This window comes from Streptomyces sp. NRRL WC-3618, assembly GCF_001280005.1.
Taxonomy (GTDB): domain Bacteria; phylum Actinomycetota; class Actinomycetes; order Streptomycetales; family Streptomycetaceae; genus Streptomyces.
The window spans coordinates 12,430-31,963 of sequence record NZ_LGDW01000489.1 but is presented as its reverse complement, the minus strand read 5'-3'; the positions used below and the strand labels follow the sequence as shown (position 1 = coordinate 31,963).

Below are 19,534 nucleotides of genomic sequence, written 5' to 3'. Positions count from 1 at the left end.
ACCGGTCACTATTCCATCACTCTCATTGGGAATGAGTTGAGTATGCCGAACAATTCCTTGGGAATCGCGACTTCAGCATTCGGAACACCGTTGTGCGAAGAGACGTGTTCCCTGAAGTGCTGTTCGAAGTCGGCCTTCGGGATCTTGATCTCCACAACGGTGCCATCGTAACCACCACGCCTCGCGTAGTCCTGGGCGATGTTCAGCCCTTCGTCCCCCAGGCCGAAGTAGGCGTGGCCGTCCGGGAACTCGAACTCCCGGCCCGGGAAGTCCTCCGGCTTGAAGCCCTCGTTCTGGAGCTTCTTGGTCGTTCCCTTGGACGGAGCCTTGTAGATGTGGACGTTGTCCGGATCGTCGTCCTTCTTCGGCCTCGCGGGCTTGTCTGCGTCCGCCTTCTCGCTCTTCTTCGGGCCGTCGGCCTTCTTGGCCGGCGGAGCCGGCTTGGGCTTGGCCGGCGGAGCCGGCTTCGGCGGAGGCTTGGGCTTGGGGGTGGACGGCGGCGTCACGTTCTCGGCGTTCTTGACCGCGTCCTTCGTCTTCTCGGCCGCTTTGACGGTGTCCGTCGCGGCGTCGACCGCGTCCACGGCCTTGTCGACGTACCGCGCGCCCTTCGCCGCGCTCGCGCCGTACCCCGCGATCGGGATCGCCGAGGCATAGGACAGACCCGCGTCGATGTAGTTGCCCTCTGCGGTGTACCAGAGGCCGTTGATCAGGTCGGCGGGCTCACCGAAGCCCGGGACCAGGCCCGCGACGTCGAGAGCGCCGTGGCCGAACGGGCTGAGCCAGGATTCGCCCCAGTAGAGACCTGTCGGGTCCGGGAAGGCCAACGGGTTGTTGCGGCCGTATGCGTAGCCGTTGAGGTGCTGCGGGTCCGCAAGGTTGAGCATCGGGTCCACGGACACGAAGCGGCCTGCGGCCGGGTCGTACGCGCGTGCGCCGAGCTGGATCAGGCCGGTGGTCGCATCGGCCGTGCCGCCCACGAACGACTTGTCACCGGGCCACGCACCCGCCGTCGGCTTGATTCCCCGTACCTCGCCGAAGGGGAGGGTGCGGCGCTGTGTGATCGCCGAGTCCGCCGCCTTGACGGCGATTTCCGCGGTGCCGTTCTGGCCGCCGACCAGCCAGGTCACGCCGGCCGGCGTCCGCACGGCGATCTTCTTGCCGCCGTGCGAGTAGTAGCGCGTACCCGACACGGAGTTCTTCGCCGTGTCGAGGCGGATCTCCTGGCTGCCCAGGTACAGCGTGACGGCGCCCTTCTCCTTGCGGAGCAGGCGGCTTCCGTCCGGGCCATACACGAACGAGGTCTTGTTCGCCTCGTCCAGGGCGTCGCCGGACAGGTACGGGGTGACAGCGCTCAGGCGGCCTTCCTCGTCCCAGTCCAGCTTCTGGTCGACCGCCGGGGAGAGGTCCGTCGCCGCCTTCGTACGGCGGATGGTGTTCCCCGCCTCGTCATACGTGAAGGACTGGGCCGCCGTCACCTCCTTCGCCGACGAGCCCGAGGCCGCGGTGCGGACCTCCGCCGACTTCAGGGCGTGGGCGTGTGTACCGCCCTTGGCGTCCTGGGCCTTCGGCACGTACATCGTCGACTGCGTGTTCGCCGCACCGCCGGTCGTGCCGGTGGCGTGGCGGACCTCGCCTGTACGGTTGCCCGCCGCGTCGTAGCCGTAGGAGTGCCAGTACTGTGCCGGGCCGCCGACGGTCGCCTCACCGGCGCTCGGCGCGCAGGCGGTGGCCGTCTGGGTCCATGCCTCGGTCAGGCGGCGCAGGTAGTCGTACGTGAAGCACTGGACGTCCGCGGTCTTGCCCTCGGGCGTGTCCGCGACCTTGAGGATGTTGCCGGTGGCGTCGTAGCCGTAGGTGATGTCGGAGTCGGGGGTCTTGACGATCTCCCGGTCGATGCGGGCGCGCTCCAGGCGCCGGGTGCCCTCCTCGTAGGTGTTGGTGAGCCAGGTGTACTTGTCGGAGCTGGCGGTGCCCAGCGTGAGCTGGAGAAGTTCGCCGTAGTTGGAGTAGCGGGACTCACGGGCGTAGTCGGTGGTGCCGCCCAGGGTGAAGGACGGCAGGCCGGTCGCCGTGTAGCCGGTGGTGACCGTCTCCGCGGGGAGACCGCCGGCCGCCGGGATACCCACCTCGTCGATCGAGCCGTCCGGCTTGTACGACGCCGTCGAGGTGTAGGTGCCGGCCAGCTTGCCCTCGGAGGCGGGGATCGTCACCGAGGTCTTCGCCGCGCGGCCCCCCGCGTCATAGGCGGCGACCGAACTCGTGTAGGCGTCGTCGCCCACCCACTTGGTGGCCGACGCCAGACGCCCCTTGCCGTTGGGGACGGTGGCGCTGTCGTACTCCCAGGTCGTCAGCTTCTTGTCGCCGCTGTAGAGCGAGCGCTGACGGCCCAGCTTGTCGTAGCTGAAGGTGAGGGTGGTGTCGCGCTGGTTGCGGATAGTCTTCAGCTGATCGAGGTCGTTGTACGTCATCCAGGTCGTGCCGGCGTCCGGGTCGACGGCCCGGGTCTGACGGCCGCGCACGTCGTACTCGTAGGACCAGAGGTTGCCCGACTCGTCCTTGACCTCGGTGACATGGCCCGCGGCGTCATAGTCGTAGGACGTCGTGTCCGCCGCGCCCGTCGGCGACGAGGCCTTGAACTCCAGGACCTTGGTCTTCTGCCCCTGCGCGTCGGTGTACGTCGCGGTGGGCGTGCCGCCGGCCGGCGGGTCGACCGTCGTGTGGTCACCGTGGTACGTGGTCTTCGTGCGCCACTTCTCGGTGGCGGCCACACGGAAGATCGAGTCCGTGGCGCGGCCCGCCGCGTCGTAGACCGTCTCCGTCTCCCGAGGCGTGCCCTCGGAGGCGTCCGCCACGTTCACGAACGTCGTGCCGACGGCCGCCGTGTTGTAGAACGGGCCGATCTCCTTCACCGCCAGGCCACGGGTGTCGTACTCGGTGGTCGTGACGACCCGTCCCGAGTTCGCCGCCGGTGTCTGCGTCTGACGCGGACGCAGCAGACCGTCGCTGATCTGGTAGCTGGTGGCCACCGAGCCGTTCGGGAGCAGCGACTTCGTCGTGGTGACGACGGGTGCGTTGTTGCGGACCAGGTAGCCGTATTCGAGACTCGCCGTGTCCGTCGCCTTGGCGCGGCCCGGGAGCCAGACCTTCAGCAGGCGGCCGAGGGCGTCGTACTCCAGGTCGGTGCGCTGCTTGTTGGCGTCGACCGTGGCGGTGACCAGGCCCCAGCGGCGGTCGACGGTGGAGGTGGTGGTGTTACCGAGGGGGTCCTCGACCTTCATGCCGGTGACCGGGCCACCAGTGGTCGGCGTGTACGTCGTCTTCGTCGCGTTGTTCGCCTGGTCGGCGGACTCCACGACACGGCCGTGCACGTCGTACCAGGCCGCCGACGTCGTCACGTACTGCGGGGTGCCGTCAGCGGCGTACCCCTTGACCTTCTCGCTGCGCACCACGTCGCCCTTGGTGGGCGTGGTGCCGTAGGTGTCACGGTTGTCGTACCAGGTGCGGACGTCGGAGATCGCCTCGCCCTTGAAGGACGTGGGCGCGCCGTCGTCGCAGTTGACCGGGACGACCGTGACCCGCTTCAGCAGGGTCAGCAGGTTCGCGTCCGTGTTGCGGTTGTACTCGTTCGTCGTGCAGGTGTCGTCGTCCGGGTCTGCCAGGTCGCCGGAGTCGGAGGAGCGGACGAGCATGCCGTACGCGTCGTAGAAGTGCTCGATGGAGGCGCGGCGGACCTTGCCGTCGTCCAACGCCGTGCGGGTTTTAGTCGACTTGACGGCCGCGAAGGAGGCTTCGTCCTTGCCCTCCGTCGCCGTGGGCTCGGACTTCCAGGGGGTGCTGACCGAACCGGTGACCTCCGCGCTGCCGTTGAAGCTGCGCTGCTCCAGCAGGAAGCCCTGGTGGCGGGCGTCGTCACGGATCTTCGTGCCGTCGGAGGCGGTGACCGTGACGGACTTGGTGCCGCCGGACTCCTTCTCCCGGTCGCCGTCCATGCCCTGGAGGTAGGTGGTCTCCGTGCGGAGCTGCTTGCTGCCCGCCTCACCGGTCCTCATGGTGACGGTGCGGTAGCCGCGCCACTGGTTCCAGGTCTTCTTCTTGGTCTTAACGAGTTCGCTGTCGTCGAAGGCCCAGGCGGCGCCGGAGTAGTCGTAGGAGGTGACCTTGTTGGGGCCGGTGACGGTGACCTCGTCCTCGATCACCGTGTCGACGACGAACTTGTGGAACCAGTCCTCCTTCTCCCCGACCGTGCCCTCCTTCGACCAGAAGGACGGCATGCAGCGCTTGGTATTGGTCTCGGGGGTGGGAAGGTTCGAGGGCGTGCACTCGGTCGGCTTGTAGTTGACCGAGATGGTGCCGCCCGTCTCCGACTGGATGGCCCGGATGCGCCACTTGTACATGGGCAGACGGTCATCGGAGCCGGTGTCGACGCGGTTGGCGTCCTGCCGCTCGTAGAAGGTGACCTTCGGGAGCTTGTTGGCTCCGTCCTTGCCGGAGTGGGTGACCGACTCCAGCCACATGGCCGGGGCGTGCGTGGTGTCGGCGCTCTGGTACTTGTGCGCCAGTTCCCACTCGTCGACGTCCCCGTACGTCTTGCCGTCGGAGCCCAGAACCTGCGTGGTGACCTTCGACAGCCGCTTGCGGGAGAAGAAGGTCGGGGACCACTGGTCCTTGCACTCGGTGTCGGAGGTGCAGATCTGCTCGAACGGCACGTCCGGCCAGCGCTTGGCGGTGGATTCCTTCAGGTCGCCCGGCTCACAGTCCGCGGCGGCGCCCGTGCAGCGCTCGGCGACGTCGAAGACGACCTGAGAGGGCGCGGTGGTGGTGTTCTCCTTGCCCTGCTGCTCGCCGTACTCGATCCGCTTGAGCCAGCCGCCGCGGTCATAGGAGACGACCTTGTCGCCGCGCACGCTGTCGTACTTGTTGGTCTCGGTGCCGTAGTAGTACGTCATCGAGTTGCCGTGCACGTCGACGACGTAGTCGAGGTTCCAGCGCCAGGCCTGCTGGCAGCGGGAGTCCTTGAAGGTGTCGGCGTGGCAGGGCTCGTCCTTGTCGTCACCGAAGACCGGGACCTCGAAGGTGGAGCCCGTGTTCTCGGCGTCGGCGGCCTCCGACTCACGCTTGCCCTTGCCGAAGTGGTAGCGGGTGCCGTCGGTGGTGGTGACGACCCAGTACTCGTCGTTGTTGTCCGAGTTGAAGCCGTCGTACTTACGCTCGATGCGAGTGCCGTCGTCCTGCTTCAGACGCCACTCGTCCTTGCCCTTCTTGACCAGCTCACCGGCCCGGCCGCCGAAGTTCATGGTGGCGTTGTCGGAGTGCCAGCACAGGTCGTATTTCTGCGACCCGGCCTCGTCGTGGCCGTCCTCCGTGCAGGCCTGGTACGAGCGCTCGATGTAGCCGGCACTGAGGTCGAAGCCCTCGCCGATCCAGGAGGTCTGGTTGTTGCTGGAGGCCGTACGGCCGTCCGTGGACGCGGAGTTGTAGCCGAGACCGAGCTGCGGGGAGGGCCCCGCGATGGCCGGAGGCACCCGCAGCGGGTACTGCCAGGTGAAGCCGCCGGTCTGCCCCGCGACCTGCCAGGAGGCGGAGGGTGCCAGCGAGGTCGCGGCGTACGAGCCCGAACCGCCCGCCGGGCCCGCCGCCGCCGCGAGCAGCGGGGCCTTGGCGGCCGACAGCGCGGCCACGTCGGCGGTGAGCTTCTGCTCGCGGACGTCGTTGTCGGTCTTCAGCGGGGTGACGGTCTGGCACTTGGCCGCCGTGGGCGTGGTCAGCGCGCAGGCGGGGAGTTCGACCAGACGCAGCCGCTGGGCCCAGTCGCCGCCGTAGGCCTGGGCGAAGGCCGCGTAGTCGACCTCCACGGAGACCTTGCCATTCGTGGCCGACGTCCGGTTGTCGGCGCGGGTGACCTTGAGGAGAAGGCCGTCGATGCCGGCCTTCTGCGCGGCGGTGTGGCTGAGGACGTCGACGTTGGCGCGAGTGGGTGCGGCGGCCGCAATCGCTGAGCGGGTCAGGCCCTTGGGCGGGCCGACACGGACCGGGAGCGAGCCGGCCTTCGTGCTCGACAGCGCGCCCCGCTTCCTGGAGCCCGCCAGGTCGACGGTCGCGCTGCCCTCCTTCGGCCATGCGGCCTTGGGGTTCAGCGCTTTGCCGTACCCCTTGGTGTGCTTGAGCGGAGTGGCCTGGCCGTCCTGCTCCACCACCGGGGTCGAGGCGACGTCCTGGGTCTTGGGGCGCCGCTTCTCGCGGGCGTCGTCGGGGTCGTCGCCGAGGGCCGGGGTGCCCTGGAGCAGGGTGATGGTCAGGGTGGATGTGATGGTTACGGCGAGAGCTCTCGCCCAGGTATGTGCAGTACGTCTGCGTGATGCGCGCACGCGCGCTCCCCCTCCCGTGTCGATGTGGAAAATGCCCGGGTGCCCGAGGAGTTCGGGCACCCGGGAGGGCCGCTCTGGTCAGAAGCCGCCGGTGGTTCTCAGCTGTTGGCGAGCCGGAAGATCTCGGTGCCCGACAGCAGGCCGGGAACGAGGCGTACGTCGTCGATGTCACCGGCGAAGGGGTCGGACCAGTCGGCGCCGTACTGGGCGCGGCCGATGTTGAGCCCCTTGGTGGCGTTCCAGACGTCGGTGACGGTGGCGCTGCCCTGCTCCTCGCCGTCGACGTAGAGCGTGAACTTCCGGGCCACCGGGTCGTACGTACCCGCGAGGTGGACCCACTTGTTCACGGTCGCGGGACGCTCGCTCGCCGCCATGGCGCGTACGAGGCCGGAGTCCGCCGTGTCGCTGATGTGCCGGCCGAAGATCCAGCGCTTGTAGGCGGTGGAGTAGTAGAGGTTGAATCCGTTGCCCTGGCTACCCGCCTGGCTGATCACCGAGATGTTCTTGGCCAGCGACGTAGGCCGTACCCACGCCGAGACGGTGAACGCCTGCCCGGTGTGGACCGGTGACACGGCGGTGGCGTGGTCGGTGGTGCCGTTGAAGCGCAGGGCCTTGTCGGCCGGATCGCTCGCGGCGTTGTTGCCGGCGACCCAGTCGGCGCCCTTGACCGCCAGGTCCCGGTCGTGGCCGGATCCGTCGGGGACGGTGCTGCCGGAGGTCTGGTCAAGGCCGTAGACGGCGGCGGCGCAGGTGTCGGCGAGGGCGTCGGCGCAGGCGCGGTCGGCGGTGAAGAAGTACTTCTCCAGGGGGCCGCGATTGCCGGCGCGGTCGACGCTGCGGACGTAGAGCACGTTCGGGCCGAAGGTGCTCGGCGCGACCTCGATGGTGGCGTTGCCGCCGAGGGCGGACGGGTCGGCCTTGCGCGTGGGGGTGTCGTTGCCGAGGTCCCACTCGTAGAACTCGACGTCGTTCCTGAAGACCGAGTCGGAGTTGCCGTTCGCGGAGATGGTGAAGTGCCGCTTGGTGCCCGCCGGCAGGTCGGCCTCGGCCGCGACCGGCTCGACCCGCGGCTCGGTGTCGGGCCGCTCCACGTCAACGACGAACTCGCACCAATCGGACCACGGGGAGTACCCGGAGGCCTTGAGTTTGCCGACGGAGCCGTCGTAGGTCTGCGCACGCCAGCGGTAGGCACCACCGTGCTTGAGTTCCCTGACGGGGATCTCCCGTTCGAACTTGCCCTCGTTCTGCGGTCCGTCCTTGCCTTCGTAGACAAGGGGACGGCTCGTGTCCTGGTCCCATACCTGGAAGGCCGCGGTGAGGTTCTGGCCGGTGCCGTCGGTGTGGGAGTCGGCGTCCGTGCCGGTAACGGACATCGCTGGTGTCGCGTCCCGGATCCAGGGCCGCTTGGTGTTGTCGGTGGTGCAGGTCTTCTCGTCCGGGTTGGTCAGCCGCTCACCGGTGGGCTTGTCAGGGCGGGTGTTATAGGTGACGACGAGTTTGGCGTTGTCACCCCGGAACCGCTTCCAGGAGTTGGGGTCGTCCTCGTCGGCGGCCCGCAGCGAGAACGCGATCGGGTCCTCCCCAGCGGCCTTCTTGCTGACGGACGAGGTGAGGTTCTCGTTGCTCTCGTCGGCGTTGTCGGCGAAGTCGACCCAACTGGGCGGCGCGTCAGGGCTACAGCTGTCGCCCCGCCCGTAGGCGACGGACCGGTCGACCATCAGGTCGCCGTCCTTGGGCTTGTTGTTCCAGTTGGTGGCGGAGTCGACACCGCCCTCGGCGACCATGTGCAGGTTGACCGTGCTCTTGGCGCAGGAGAACGAAAAGGTCTCGTAGACCTCGAAGACCGCCTTGGAGATGGTGCGGTTCTTCCAGCCGTTCGTGGCGAACTGGAAGTACATCCGGTTCGTGTACCGCGAGCCGCTGCACACGTAGTAGATCCCACCGATGGTGTCGGCCGAACAGCGGCCGACGCCCTCGTCCTTCTTGAACTTGTGGTACTCCGTACTCGGATGCGAGCTGGACACATACAGCCACTCACTCTTGGACATACCGGCCTCGGGGTCGATGTAGACCGGGAAGTCGGTGTCCGGCGCGGTGAGCAGGGCCTGGTCGGGCTCGACGGTGACTTCGGACGTTGTGACGTCGAGGTCCATGTCGGCGACCTTCGCGCCCGCGTCGGGCGCCTCCTGGGCGGGCGTGCCGGTGCCCGAGGCCGGGACGGCGTCGGCGGGGACCCCGGTGGCGGAGGAGTCCCACATCTTAGGTGCCTGCCCGCCGAAGACCCGCTCGCCGGAGGCGTCCACCGCCTGGAGGCCACCGGTCGGACCGGTGCCGAGATCGAGGCCCTGCGACCGTACGGGCAACCGCAGTTCGGCCAGCCTCGGGTCGCGGGCCGCCTCCGGGGTCTTCACCTCCAGCACGTACGAGTAGCCGGTGACCGAGGCGCTGGCCAGCAGGTCCACGCCGGGCAGCACCTCGCGGTACTCGGCGGTGTCCCCGGAGAGAACGGGCTCGGGCAGTGGCGAGGGCCAGCGCAGCGTGAAGGACTTGCCCTCCTCGCCGAGGGTGACGAAGTCGGACGAGCCCGCCGCAGCGAAGGTGAGGTCGACGACGGCGGCCTTCGGGCCGACCGTTCCGTCCGGGCGGCGTTCGAGGGTCGCGTCGGCCTTCTCCCACGTGCCGTCGGGACGCTCCACCCGCTGCGGCTGGACACTGGTCTCGCTGGTCAGCGAGCCGTCCGGGTTGGCGAAGACGAGCTCGTCCTCGGTGCGCTGCTGAATGATTTCCACCGGTTCGCCGGTCTCAGCGGCCAGCGCGAACGCAGCCGCCTCGCCCAAGGCCGGCGGTGTGCTGCCGACGGCGTCGGCCGGACTGGTGACGGCGGGCAGCGCGCCCAGGACGACGGCGGTGCCGAGCAGCACGCCGAGCGTCCGGGCAGCACGAAGCCGCCGGAACCAAGGGTTGGTCATACCCTTGTCTCCCCCCGGGCTCTCCCCAGAGCCCGCTATGAATTTTGATGTGGCCATGCCGTATTGCAGTGGCGAAAGAAACGTATGGGACGCCCTTGACCGAATCAAGGGCATTTCAAGAGTGAGCCACCCCACAGGCCACTTCCTGCCGGTCGGTCAGGCTCTCGGAGAACTGCAGAACCATGACCAGAGACAGCACCGCCGGCGCCATCCCGGGGGGCACCACGGACCCCGAAGGCGGCGGTGAGCGGCTCGCCGGCGAAGACCTAGGGGGTTCCTCGATGCATTTCGGAGACCAGGGACGACGAGGAGGCCCTGGTCCGCATTGACGGCGCCTTCCGCACACAGCCGCCAGTCACCCAACCCCGCCACAACAGGTCAGGGCCAGCGGCCGCCCGAACGGGGACCCAGATGGAGCGCGATTGTCGAGATGCCACAACCATCACTCTCCCTGCGAACCACCAATTTCACGGTTAGCCGAGAGCCGGTTTGCACGCTCGGCCACCACACGGCCACCACGCCAATCCGCACAGCCCGAAGAAGAGTGACCACAAGATACAAAAGACCAGCTCAAAGCCCTGCAGAGCAGAACCGCCACCGACTGCAAATCTCAGACCTACGCATTGCGATGCACAGACCACACGTGCCCGATTAACCCGAATTCCAAGGTCAGCCAAAACAAGAAACCCCAGGTCAGAGGCCCGACCTGAGGTTTCCCTGGGAGCCGCCTTCGGGATTCGAACCCGAGACCTACGCATTACGAGTGCGTTGCTCTGGCCATCTGAGCTAAGGCGGCGCGCTGTTCACACCATGGTGCGATCAGCAACGTCGGTAAGTCTACACAGTTTCGGAAGGTGCTCCGCACACCCCCCGGCAGCTCCCCGCAGGCCCCCCAACGCCCTCCGCGCCCGCGCCGTCCGCCCTGCTACGAGCACCGTTTCCCCGCCACCGGAGGCGTCCCCCGCAGCAGATACGCGTTGATCGTGTCGTCGATGCACTCGCTGCCCCGACCGTACGCCGTGTGGCCGTCGCCCTCGTATGTCAGGAGGCGGGCCGAGGAGAGCTGGTCGGAGAGGGAGCGGGCCCAGCGGTACGGGGTTGCCGGGTCGCGGGTCGTGCCGACGACCACGATCGGCGCCGCGCCCTTCGCCTCAATGCGGTGCGCCTCGCCCGTCGGCCGCACCGGCCAGTACGCGCAGCTCAGAGAGGACCAGGCCATGACCTCGCCGAAGACGGGGGACGCCTTCTCGAAGGACGGCAGCGCCTCGCGCACCTGGTCGGGGGTGGCGTACGCCGCCGGGAGATCGAGGCAGTTCACGGCCGCGTTGGCGTACATCAGGTTCGAGTAGCGGCCGTGGGCGTCGCGCTCGTAGTAGCTGTCGGCGAGGAGCAGCAGGCCCGCCCCGTCCTTGTCCCGCATCGCCGAGGTCAGCGACTCGCGCAGTTGCTGCCAGGTGCTCTCGTCGTACATCGCCGCGATCACACCCGTCGTGGCCAGGGCCTCGCCCAGCTTGCGGCCGTCCGCGTCGCCGGTCGGGATCGGCGACGTGTCGAGGCGGTCGAAGAACGCCTTCAGGTTGCGGCCGACCGCGCTCTCCTCCGTACCCAGCGGGCAGTCCGACTGCCGCACGCAGTCCTTCGCGAACGCGTCGAACGCCGTTTCGAAGCCCGCCGTCTGGTCGAGGCTCAGCCGGCGCGCGGACAGCGAGGGGTCCATCGCGCCGTCCAGGACCAGCCGGCCCACCCGGTCCGGAAAGAGTCCCGCGTACGTCGCCCCGAGGAACGTTCCGTACGACGCCCCGACGTACGTGAGGCGCCGGTCGCCCAGTACCGCCCGCAGGATGTCCATGTCGCGGGCCGCCTCGACCGTGGACACGTGCCGCAGCAGCTCCGGTGAGCTGCTGCCGCACCCCTCGGCGAACTTCTTGTACGCGCCGACCAATTCGCTCGTCTCCCGGGCGCTGTCGGGAGTCGTGTCCGTCTGTGTGTACGCGTCCATCTCGCGGCCGTCCAGACACTCGACCGGCTCGCTGCGCGCCACTCCGCGCGGGTCGACCGCGACCATGTCGTAGCGCTCCCGGACCTCGGCCGGGTAGCCGATGCCCGCGTACGACTGCACGTACCCGACGGCCGAACCGCCCGGTCCGCCCGGGTTGACCAGCAGTGAGCCCAGCGCCTTGCCCGCGCCCGTGGCCTTCTTGCGGGAGACGGCGAGTCTGACGTCGCCGTCGGAGGGCGACGCGTAGTCGCGGGGCGCCCTCATCGTGGCGCACTCGAATCCGCCGACACCGCACGACCGCCAGCTCAGCTTCTGCGCGTAGTACGGCGCGAGTCCGGCCGACCCGGTGTCCGCCGACGAACTCGCCGCACTTGTCGAACTCCCTGTGGAACAGGCGGAGACAAGCAGTGCGGCGACCGCGAACAGTGTCCAGGTCTGATGAGGAATGCGCCTCATGTGCATTCACCGAGCGTAACCCTGAGGATCCACAGGGATACCCTCCGTCCACGATATGACTCGTACGAGTTACCCGCTCCGAGCCGGCGCGCTGTCAACAGGCCCTCCACGGCTACGTCAGCTACGTCAGCCCGCTCTCAGCGCCAGCGCCATCGCCTCCACCGCCAGCAGTGGCGCCACGTTGCGGTCCAGCGCCTCGCGGCACGCGGCGATCGCGTCGATGCGGCGGAGCGTGGACTCCGGTGAGCCGGCGCGGGCAAGGCGCTCCAGGGTGTCCTCGGCCTCCGCGTTGGCGATCGCGAGGCGGGAGCCCAGCTGGAGCGCGAGAACGTCTCGGTAGAAGCCGGTGAGGTCGATCAGGGCCAGATCGAGGGTGTCGCGCTGCGTACGCGTTCTCCGGCGCTTCTGGCGGTCCTCCAGCTCCTTCATCACGCCCGCCGTGCCACGCGGCATCCTGCCGCCCTGGGCCGCCCCGAGCGCCGCCTTCAGCTCCTCCGTCTCCTTGACGTCGACTTCCTCGGCGAGCTGTTTGGCGTCCTCCGACGCCGAGTCGATCAGCTCCTGGGCCGCCTTGAGGCAGCCGCCGACGTCCTCGACGCGCAGTGGCATCCTGAGTACCGCGGCCCGGCGCTCCCGGGCACGCGCGTCCGTGGCCAGCCGGCGAGCCCGGCCGATGTGACCCTGGGTCGCCCGGGCCGCGTTGCGCGCGACGTCCGGCGGGATGCCGTCCCGGCGGATGAGGATGTCCGCCACCGCCTCCACCGGCGGGGTACGCAGGGTGAGGAGACGGCAGCGGGAGCGGATCGTGGGCAGCACGTCCTCGATGGACGGGGCGCACAGCATCCACACCGTGCGCGGCGCGGGCTCCTCGATCGCCTTGAGCAGGACGTTTCCCGCGCCCTCTGTCAGGCGGTCCGCGTCCTCCAGGACGATGACCTGCCAGCGCCCGACGGCCGGTGACAGCTGGGCCCGCCGGACCAGGGAGCGGGTCTCCTTGACGCCGATGGAGAGAAGGTCCGTACGGACGATCTCCACGTCGGCGTGCGTGCCCACCAGGCTCGTATGGCAGCCGTCGCAGAATCCGCAGCCGGGGACTCCGCCGAGGGCACGGTCGGGGCTCACGCACTGGAGCGCGGCGGCGAACGCGCGGGCCGCCGTGGACCGGCCGGAACCGGGCGGGCCGGTGAAGAGCCAGGCGTGCGTCATCTTCGACGCCTCGGGCAGGGGCTCGCTCGCGGCGACGGCGGTGACCAGGGCGTCGGCATCCCGCGCGGCGGCCTCCAGCTGCCCGCTCACCTTCTCCTGGCCCACCAGGTCGTCCCACACCGGCATGGGAGCACCGCCCTTCCGTCACGCCATCGCGCCATATCGACCGGCACACCGTTTCGTCACGGCTTTGCCTCGCGGAGTCCATTGTGCGGGTCCCCACTGACAACACCGACGAGCCTCCGCCTCAGCGGCGCCGCCCGCCCCGGCCGGACCCTTCGTCGCGGTCGTCGTCCGCGTGCGGACCGAGGAGTTCGTCGGCCAGCGTCGGCAGGTGGTCCAGCGGAGTCTCCTCCGCCCAGTCGGAGCGCGGGCGGCGACGCGGGGTGCCGTCGGCGTCGAGCTGGGGCAGCTCCCGCGTACGGTCCTCGCCCGCTCCGGACGGGTCGTCCGTCCGCTCGTCCCGGAAGAACCCCGGCGGCACGCGATCCGCGGGCGCGCCCTCCCGCCGACCCGCCCTGTCGTCTCCGCGTACGGGCGGCAGCACAGCCGTCTCATCGGCGGCCCCCGGAGGAACCGCCGGCAGCACCGCGGTCTCGTCGGCGGCACCCGGCACGACAGGCGGCAGCACAGCCGTCTCGTCCGCCGCACCCGGCGGAACCGGAGGCACCGGCGGCAGCACCGCGGTCTCCTCGGCAGCCCCCGGAGGCATCGGCGGCTTCTGCAGCTTGGCCGTCACCTCCGCGTCGAATCCACCGAACCGTCCACCACCCGCCGCACCGGAACCCCCAGCCCCAGCCGCACCCGTGCCCGAAGCCGCACTCTCCGCAGCCGCTGCGGCAGCCGCGGCAGCCGCGGCAGCCGCCGCGGTCGCCTCCGCGACCCGCCGCCGCTCCGCCTCCGCGCGAACCAGCGCCTCCTCGGCCTTGCGCTGCTTCTCCAGGCGCCGTTCCTCCGCCTCCGCCTGGAGCCGCGCCTCCTCCTCGGCCTGCTTGCGGCGGCGGTCCTCCTCGGCCTTGCGGCGGGCCTCGGCCTCGGCGCGGGCCTTCTCCTCGGCGAGCAGCCGTACTCGCTCCTCCTCGGCGCGGCGGCGCGCGTCCTCGGCCCGCTGCCGGGCCTCCTCCGCCTGGCGTTCGGCCTCGCGGCGCTGCGCCTCCTCCAGCTCGCGGCGCTTGCGCTCCTCCTCCTCGGCGCGCAGCCGGGCCAGCGTCTCCTGACGCTCGCGCTCGAGCCGCTCCTCCTCCGCCTTGCGCGCGGCCTCTTCCTCCGCCTTGCGCCTGGCCTCCTCCTCGGCCGCCTTGCGGGCCTCCTCCTGGGCCTTCACCTCGGCCTCGGACAGGGGCAGCAGCAGGTCGAGCCGGTGGCGGACGACCGCCGTGACGGCCTCGGGTGCCTGGCCCGCATCCACGACCAGATAGCGGCCCGGGTCGGCGGCGGCAAGCGTGAGGAAACCGGACCGCACGCGGTCGTGGAACTCGGCCGGCTCCGACTCCAGCCGGTCCGGCGCCTCGGTGAACCGCTCGCGGGCCGCTTCCGGGGAGACGTCCAGCAGGACGGTCAGATGCGGGACCAGGCCGTCGGTCGCCCAGCGCGAGATACGGGCGATCTCCGTCGGGGAGAGGTCACGGCCCGCGCCCTGATAGGCCACCGACGAGTCGATGTACCGGTCGGAGACGACGACCGCGCCCCGCTCCAGGGCCGGCCGTACGACCGTGTCGACGTGCTCCGCGCGGTCCGCCGCGTACAGCAGCGCCTCCGCGCGGTGCGACAGGCCGGCGCTCGACACGTCCAGCAGGATCGACCGCAGCCGCTTGCCGACCGGGGTCGCTCCCGGCTCGCGCGTGACCACGACCTCGTGGCCCTTGGCCCTTATCCACTCGGCGAGCGCCGTCGCCTGAGTGGACTTGCCGGCGCCGTCGCCGCCCTCCAGGGCGATGAAGAAGCCGGTCGCGGCCGGTGCCTGCACCGGGTCGTCGCCGCCGCGCACCGCGTCCCGCAGGTCGTGTCGCAGCGGTACGCCGGAACGGTCGTCGGCCTTGGAGAGGACCAGTGCGGCCACCGGCAGCAGCAGCGCGCCCACCAGCATCAGCGTGAACGCCGCGCCGCCGTGGGCGAACATGAACTTCCCGCTCTCCAGGCTGCGCGGCCCGATGAGGGCGGCCACCAGGGGGGCGATCAGCGCGGCCAGCGCCACGGACACCCGTACGACCGCGTGCAGATGCTCGGTCAGCCGTGGCCGCCGCTGGTCCTCGGTCTCCTGGTCGAGCAGTGTGTGCCCGGTGTTGGCGGCGACGCCCGCGCCGATGCCCGCGAGAGCGACGATCAGCAGCACCGACGTCACGTCGGGGACCAGCCCGGCGGCGAGCAGCGCGATCCCGGTGAAGGCGACGGACAGCGCGAGCAGCCGGCGCCGCGACAGTGGTACCAGCATTTTCGGTGCCGTACGGATGCCGACGACCGTGCCGCCGGTCAGGGCGAGGATCAGCAGTCCGAACAGCACCGGGCCGCCGCCCAGGTCCGTGGCGTGCAGGACGGCCACGGCGCCGGTCGCCGCGACCGCGCCGGAGACGGCCGCGCAGACCAGCACGAGCAGCGGGATCGCGCCCGTGCGGCCGGAGTCGTTGGCCGTGCCGTACCTGGGGCGGCGCAGGCCTTCGAGCGGTGACCGCGCGCGCGGGGTGCGTACGTCGGGCAGTTCCAGGGCGGTGAGCACGGACAGCGAGGCGGCGAACAGGCCGGCCGCGACGTACGACCCGAAGGCCGCCTGATGCCGGGCGAACCACTCGATCCCCGTACCCAGCAGGTTGTTGACCAGCCCGGCGACGAGAAGCGCGGCGCCCGCGAGCGGCAGCGCGACGAAGGTCGTACGCAGGGACAGGCGCCGCAGGGCGTCCATGTGGTCCGGCAGCGGACGGACCGTCGCCCCCTCCGGGGGAGGCGTGGGGAGCAGTGCGGGCGCCGCGCTCTGAGCGCAGACTGTCCAGAAACGCTCGGCCACGCCCGTCACGAAGGCGGTGACCAGGAGCACGGTGAGGGCGTTCGCCGGCGTCCACACGATCCACAGGGGCGCGATGATCATGAGTACGGCGCGCAGCCCGTCGGCGCCGACCATGGTCCAGCGGCGGTCGAGCGGACCCTCCTGCGCGGTGAGCGACGTGAGCGGGCCGAGCAGGACGGCGCCGAAAAGCAGCGTGGCCAGAACCCGCGCCCCGAACACGGCGGTCACGGCGAGCGCCACGCCCCGGTAGCCGCCGCCGAACGAACCCTCGGCGAGGGCCGCCTGGAGGACGAGCACCAGCACGACCAGCAGTGCGAGCGCGTCGCCGACACCGCCCACCAGCTGCGCGCTCCACAGCCTCTTCAGCTGGGGCTGGCGCAGCAGGGCACGGACGGCGCGTTCGCGGGAGTCCGCGACCAAGGCGTCGTCGGGGGCCTGGTGGATGGCCGTTGGCTGCTCGGCTGGCGTCATGCTTTCAGCCTATCCGCAGCCACCGACAGCCCGAAGTGGCCGGTCCGCAGGCACGACCGCCCCGACACCTCATGGTGCCGGAGCGGTCATTTCACGAAGCTTTCGTGACGGCGGAGTGAAGATCGGTCACCGCACGCGGTCACCGCCCTCAGTCACCACACTCGGTCGCGACCACTCGCCGGTGTCGTCGCGACCGACGGACTCACTCCTCGCCCGTGGCCCTCGCGGCGGTCGCCTTCTTGGCCGGAGCCTTTTTCGCGGCCGTCTTCTTCGCGGTGGCCGTCTTGGCGGCCGTCGTCTTCTTGGCCGCGGCGGTCTTCGCCGTAGCGGCCTTCTTGGCGGGGGCCTTCTTCGCCGGAGCCTTCTTCGCGGTCTTCTTCACAGGCGCCTTGGCGCGCTTCTCGGCGAGCAGCTCGTAGCCGCGCTCCGGGGTGATCTCCTCGACGCTGTCGCCGGAGCGCAGGGTCGCGTTGCTCTCGCCGTCGGTGACGTACGGCCCGAAGCGACCGTCCTTGACGACCACCGGCTTTCCGCTGACCGGGTCCGTGCCCAGCTCCTTCAGCGGCGGCTTGGCCGCGGCCCGGCCCCGCTGCTTGGGCTGGGAGTAGATCTCCAGCGCCTCATCGAGGGTGATCGTGAAGAGCTGGTCCTCGGTCTGCAGGGACCGCGAGTCCGTGCCCTTCTTGAGGTAGGGCCCGTACCGCCCGTTCTGCGCGGTGATCTCCACGCCCTCCGCGTCCTTGCCGACGACCCTGGGCAGGGACATCAGCTTGAGCGCGTCCGCCAGGGTCACCGTGTCCAGGGACATCGACTTGAACAGCGAGGCCGTACGCGGCTTCACGGCGTTCTTGCCGGTCTTCGGGGTGCCCTCGGGGAGCACCTCGGTGACATACGGGCCGTAGCGGCCGTCCCTGGCGATGATCTGGTTGCCGGACTCGGGGTCGGCGCCCAGCTCGAAGTCGCCGCTCGGCTTGGCGAGCAGTTCCTCCGCCAGTTCGACGGACAGCTCGTCGGGAGCGAGGTCCTCCTGCACGTCGGCGCGCTGGTGGTTCTCGGAGTCCTTCTCGCCGCGCTCGATGTACGGGCCGTAGCGCCCCACGCGCAGCACGATGTCGTTGCCCACCGGGAACGACGACACCTCGCGTGCGTCGATCGCGCCCAGGTCGGTCACCAGCTCCTTGAGGCCGCCGAGGTGGTCCCCATCGCCGTTGCCCGCCTCGGCCGCGCCGCCGACGGCGGGAGCGCCGTTCGCGCCCTCGCCGAAGTAGAAGCGCTTCAGCCACGGCACGGACTGCGCCTCGCCGCGGGCGATACGGTCGAGGTCGTCCTCCATGCGGGCGGTGAAGTCGTAGTCGACGAGCCGCCCGAAGTGCTTCTCAAGGAGGTTGACCACGGCGAACGACAGGAAGGACGGCACAAGGGCCGTGCCCTTCTTGAAGACGTAACCGCGGTCGAGGATGGTCCCGATGATCGACGCGTATGTCGACGGGCGGCCGATCTCGCGCTCTTCGAGCTCCTTGACCAGCGAGGCCTCGGTGTAGCGGGCCGGGGGCTTGGTGGCGTGCCCGTCGACCGTGATCTCCTCGGCGGACAGGGCGTCGCCCTCGTTCACCTGGGGCAGACGCTTCTCGCGGTCGTCCAGCTCGGCGTTCGGGTCGTCGGCGCCCTCGACGTACGCCTTCAGGAAGCCGTGGAAGGTGATCGTCTTGCCGGAGGCGCTGAACTCGGCGTCACGGCCGTCGGCGGAGGCGCCCGCGATCTTGACGGTGACCGAGTTGCCGACCGCGTCCTTCATCTGGGAGGCGACCGTGCGCTTCCAGATCAGCTCGTAGAGCCGGAACTGGTCGCCGGTCAGACCCGTCTCGGCCGGCGTGCGGAAACGATCACCCGACGGGCGGATCGCCTCGTGCGCCTCCTGCGCGTTCTTGACCTTCCCGGCGTACGTCCGCGGAGACGAGGGCAGGTAGTCGGCGCCGTACAGCTGGGTGACCTGGGCACGGGCGGCGGTGATCGCCGTGTCCGAGAGGGTCGTGGAGTCCGTACGCATATAGGTGATGAAGCCGTTCTCGTACAGCTTCTGCGCCACCTGCATGGTCGCCTTCGCACCGAAGCCGAGCTTACGGCTGGCCTCCTGCTGGAGCGTCGTCGTACGGAACGGGGCGTACGGCGAGCGGCGGTACGGCTTCGACTCGACCGAGCGGACGGCGAAGCTGGTGTCCGCCAGGGCGGCGGCCAGGGCGCGGGCGTTCGTCTCGTCCAGGTGGAGGGTGTTCGCGCTCTTCAGTTGTCCCAGGGAGTCGAAGTCACGGCCCTGCGCGACTCGCCTGCCGTCGACGGCCGTGAGGCGGGCGACCAGCGACGACGGGTCCGACGAGTCCCCCGCGCGGCCGGTCGCGAAGGTTCCCGTCAGGTCCCAGTACTCAGCAGAACGGAAAGCGATGCGCTCGCGTTCCCGCTCGACCACGAGTCGGGTCGCGACCGACTGGACACGGCCGGCCGACAGGCGCGGCATGACCTTCTTCCACAGGACCGGCGAGACCTCGTAGCCGTAGAGGCGGTCGAGGATGCGGCGGGTCTCCTGGGCGTCGACCAGCTTCTGGTTGAGCTCGCGCGGGTTGGCGACGGCGGCCTGGATCGCGGCCTTGGTGATCTCGTGGAAGACCATCCGCTTGACCGGGACCTTGGGCTTCAGAACTTCCTGGAGGTGCCACGCGATGGCCTCGCCCTCGCGGTCCTCATCGGTGGCGAGGAAGAGTTCGTCGGAGTCCTTCAGCAGGTCCTTGAGCTTCTTGACCTGCGCCTTCTTGTCCGCGTTGACCACATAGATCGGCTGGAAGTCGTGTTCGACGTCCACCCCGAGGCGGCGCACCTCACCGGTGTACTGCTCGGGCACCTCGGCGGCGCCGTTGGGGAGGTCGCGGATGTGCCCGACGCTCGCCTCGACGACGTATCCGGGGCCGAGATAGCCCTTGATCGTCTTCGCCTTGGCAGGCGACTCGACAATGACGAGTCGGCGGCCGCCTGGTGCGGTCTCGCTGGTCGGGGACAACTTCGCTCTTCTCTCCGG

Annotated in this window: 6 protein-coding genes and 1 tRNA gene; all 7 read right to left on the bottom strand. The window is 69.9% G+C overall.

Translation table 11 applies throughout. The features are described 5' to 3' along the window. Positions 1-8: 8 nt before the first annotated feature. Positions 9-6,368, bottom strand: a complete 6,360-nt coding sequence (locus ADL01_RS39010) for an RHS repeat-associated core domain-containing protein (RefSeq protein WP_053746829.1) — start codon at positions 6,366-6,368, stop codon at positions 9-11. 98 nt (positions 6,369-6,466) lie between these two features. Continuing rightward, complete coding sequence (locus ADL01_RS39005) at positions 6,467-9,337, bottom strand: LamG-like jellyroll fold domain-containing protein (RefSeq protein ID WP_053746828.1); 2,871 nt, start codon at positions 9,335-9,337, stop codon at positions 6,467-6,469. 722 nt (positions 9,338-10,059) lie between these two features. Next, positions 10,060-10,133: transfer RNA gene (locus tag ADL01_RS39000), tRNA-Thr, on the bottom strand. 129 nt (positions 10,134-10,262) lie between these two features. Then, complete coding sequence (locus ADL01_RS38995; RefSeq protein WP_053746827.1) at positions 10,263-11,798, bottom strand: alpha/beta hydrolase; 1,536 nt, start codon at positions 11,796-11,798, stop codon at positions 10,263-10,265. A 120-nt stretch (positions 11,799-11,918) separates the two neighbouring features. Then, complete coding sequence (locus ADL01_RS38990; protein ID WP_053746826.1) at positions 11,919-13,124, bottom strand: DNA polymerase III subunit delta'; 1,206 nt, start codon at positions 13,122-13,124, stop codon at positions 11,919-11,921. Positions 13,125-13,245: 121 nt separating this feature from the next. Beyond that, a complete protein-coding gene (tmk, locus tag ADL01_RS38985; protein ID WP_053746825.1) occupies positions 13,246-16,467 on the bottom strand; it encodes a dTMP kinase in 3,222 nt (1,073 codons plus the stop codon). 202 nt (positions 16,468-16,669) lie between these two features. Beyond that, complete coding sequence (gene topA / locus ADL01_RS38980) at positions 16,670-19,516, bottom strand: type I DNA topoisomerase (RefSeq protein WP_053746824.1); 2,847 nt, start codon at positions 19,514-19,516, stop codon at positions 16,670-16,672. Between the last annotated feature and the right edge of the window lie 18 nt (positions 19,517-19,534).